This window comes from Microbacterium sp. 13-71-7 (assembly GCF_002257455.1).
In the GTDB taxonomy this organism is placed as follows: Bacteria; Actinomycetota; Actinomycetes; order Actinomycetales; family Microbacteriaceae; genus Microbacterium.
On record NZ_NCKN01000338.1, the window covers coordinates 1 to 3,168 of the forward strand.

Below are 3,168 nucleotides of genomic sequence, written 5' to 3' on the forward strand. Positions count from 1 at the left end.
TGCAGCGAGACCGCGGGGATCCCCGCGTCCTCGAAGACCTCGGCGAGCTGCTCGGCATAGGCGCGGGTGCGGGAGAAGACCAGCGTGCGTCCGTCGCGATCGACGAGCGACGTGAGGATCTCCGCCTTGTCGCGGTGCTCGATGACGAGCACGCGGTGCTCGATCGTGCCCGAGTCCTGCGTCTCGCCGGCGACCTCGAAGACGGCCGGGTCCACGAGGAACTCGTCCACCAGCGCGGCGACCTCGCGGTCCAGCGTGGCGGAGAACAGCAGCTTCTGGCTGCCCTCTCCGGTGTGCCGGAGGATCCGCTGCACCGGCTCGACGAAGCCGAGCTCACACATGTGGTCCGCCTCGTCCAGCACGGCGATCCGCACGTCGGAGAGGTCGAGCTTGCCCTGGTTGATCAGGTCCTCGATGCGACCGGGCGTGCCGATCACGATGTCGACGCCCTTCTTCAGCGCACCCACCTGGCGCGCCTGCGGCACGCCACCGTAGATCTGGGTCGTGAACAGGCCCACGCTGCGCGCGATCGGCTGCACCGTGCGGTCGATCTGCAGGGCGAGCTCACGCGTCGGAGCGAGGATGATCGCCCGCGGGGTGCGGCCGAACTCGCGCTTCTTGCCCTTCTGCGACTGCAGGATGCTCTCCACGAGCGGGGCGCCGAAGGCGATGGTCTTGCCGGATCCGGTGCGCCCGCGGGCGAGCACGTCGCGGCCCTGGAGCACGGCGGGGATCGACGCCGCCTGGATCGGGAACGGCGACTCGGCGCCCATGTTCGTCAGGATCTCGACGATGTTGGATCCGAGCCCGAGGTCGCCGAAGGTCACATCCGCGACCTCGGCGGCCTGCACGGTCTGCGCGGCCAGGCGCTCGTGCACGACGTCCTCGAGCTGGTCCTGCTTCGGCGCGCGGTCCGCGGTGCGGTTCCAGTCGCTGCGGCTCGGGCCGTCGGTGCGACGCGGACGGTCGTCACGACGCGGGCGGTCGTCGCGACGGGGACGGTCATCGCGGTCGTAGCGCGGACGCTCGGCCCGGTCATCCCGGCGCGGACGGTCATCGCGGTCGAAACGCGGACGGTCCATCCGGTCATCACGGCGCGGACGGTCGTCACGGTCGAAGCGCGGACGCTCGGTCCGGTCGTCCCGGCGCGGACGGTCGTCACGGTCGAAACGCGGACGCTCGGCCCGGTCGAAGCGCGGACGCTCGGCCCGGTCATCCCGACGCGGACGGTCATCACGATCGAAACGCGGACGCTCGGTCCGGTCGAAACGCGGACGCTCGGTCCGGTCGTCCCGGCGCGGACGGTCGTCGCGGTCGAAACGCGGACGGTCGTCGCGACGGTGCGGGGCATCGACACGGCCCGACTCGGCGCGGTTGCGGATCGAGCGGGACTCGTCGCGTCCTGCCCTCTCCTGCGCCGACCAGCGGCGCTTCGGCTCGCGATCGCCGGCGGCCGGCTCGGCGCGGTAGCCGCGGTGTCCGGGCGAACGGCTGCCGGGGCGGGCATCCGCGCGGCGGTCGTCGCGGGCCGGACGGGCGTCACGGTCGAAGCGACCGCCGCGGTCGTCGCGGGAGGGACGCGCGTCGCGATCGAAGCGACCGCCACGATCGTCACGGGCCGGACGCGCGTCGGCACGGCCGTACCGGTCTGCACGGTCGGCGACGCCGCGGCCGGAGTCGCCGTCGCGCGCCGGGCGCCCCGGGTTGTGACGGTCGTGGAAGGAGGTCTTCTTCGCGTAGCGCGGCTCGAAGTTCGCCGAGGGGCGTCCGCCCTTGGGCTTGTGATTCTTGGGCACGGGTATGTCCTTTGTCTGGTTCTCGCACGAGAACAGCACCCCGCCGCCCTCGTAGGGCGCGGGGATACCCGGGCAGTCGTCGGCCGGGGGCCATTCATGTGATGGATGAAGCGCTCGGCGATGTCCGCCGAACTCACCATCGGCCCCTGGGCTCACACACAAATCGCAGCACCGCATCCGCCGGGGATCCCGGAGGGCACGGTCGCCCGAAGCCGACCGAGCGAGTCTACCCGAGTCACCTGGGAACCCACCGCGTCACCCCGCCGCTCTACGATGGCGGCATGACCACTCCGACCGGCGTCCAGGTCCACCTCGAGGCGGATGGCGTCCGCGCGCAGATCTCGCAGGTCGGAGCGTCCCTCCGGCACCTGATCGTCGGCGACACCACGGTCGTCCCGCCCTATCCCGAGGATCGCCCTGCGCCCGCCTGCTCCGGGGTCGTGCTCGTGCCATGGCCGAACCGGATCCGCGACGGCATCTGGATCGATGGGGAGGAGACCAGGGCGCTGGCGATCACCGAGCCCAAGCTGAACAACGCGATCCACGGGCTGCTGCGCTACAGCGCCTACGAGATCGCCGAGCAGGACGATGCGACCGTGCTGCTGCGCGCCGACGTGGTGCCGCAGATCGGCTACCCCTACCTGTTGGAGACGAGCGTGCGCTACACGCTCGGGGCCGACGGCATCACGGCCGAGCACACGATCGTGAACCGCTCTCAGGAGGCGGCGCCCGTCGCGCTCGGCACGCATCCCTTCCTCACGATCTCCGGGGCCGACCCGAGGCAGCTCCTCCTGCACATCCCCGCCGAGACCTTCTTCGAGACCGATGACCGGCTGCTGCCGATCGGCGAGTCGCCGGTGTCGGATGGCACGGACCTGCGCACACCCCGACGCCTCGGCGACGTGCAGCTCGACACCGGCTTCGCCACGCTCCGGCGCGAGGAGGACGGACGCGTGCACAGCACCCTCTCCGCCCCCGACGGCCGCACCGTCACACTGTGGCAGGGCCCGGGGCTGGACTACCTGCAGGCCTACACGAACACGAACTACCCCGGACAGGAGCTCGTAGTCGCCCTCGAGCCGATGTCGGCACCCGCCGAGGCCTTCAACTCGGGCCGCGGGCTGCGCCGCCTGGCTCCGGGCGAGGCCTGGACCGCGCAATGGGGCGTGACGCTCACCGTCTGAGTGTTCGCCCCTTCTGAGTGCTCGCCTCGTCTGAGTGCTCGTCCGCGAGCGGGATCTCCACGCTTCAGAATCCGGGTGTTTCGGGTTCTGGGGGTGGATCCGGATCTTCGATCGTGAACGTGACGGGTGCGGGTGGCCGGTCGATGTAGATCGCGCCCGCGGGGCTGGTCCATTCCAGGACCCCCGCG

At 71.3% G+C, this 3,168-nt stretch carries 2 protein-coding genes; one reads left to right on the plus strand and one right to left on the minus strand.

Features of this window, described 5'->3' with window-relative positions; translation table 11 throughout:
- A partial coding sequence (locus B7X32_RS19820; RefSeq protein ID WP_292723692.1) for a DEAD/DEAH box helicase occupies nucleotides 1–1,796 on the minus strand: 1,796 nt, incomplete at its 3' end.
- Between the two features lie 281 nt (nucleotides 1,797–2,077).
- On the opposite strand from B7X32_RS19820, the gene B7X32_RS19825 reads away from it, so the two are divergent.
- Nucleotides 2,078–2,980 (plus strand): aldose 1-epimerase family protein, encoded by a 903-nt coding sequence (locus B7X32_RS19825; protein ID WP_292723694.1) that lies wholly within the window; start codon nucleotides 2,078–2,080, stop codon nucleotides 2,978–2,980.
- Nucleotides 2,981–3,168: the final 188 nt, after the last annotated feature.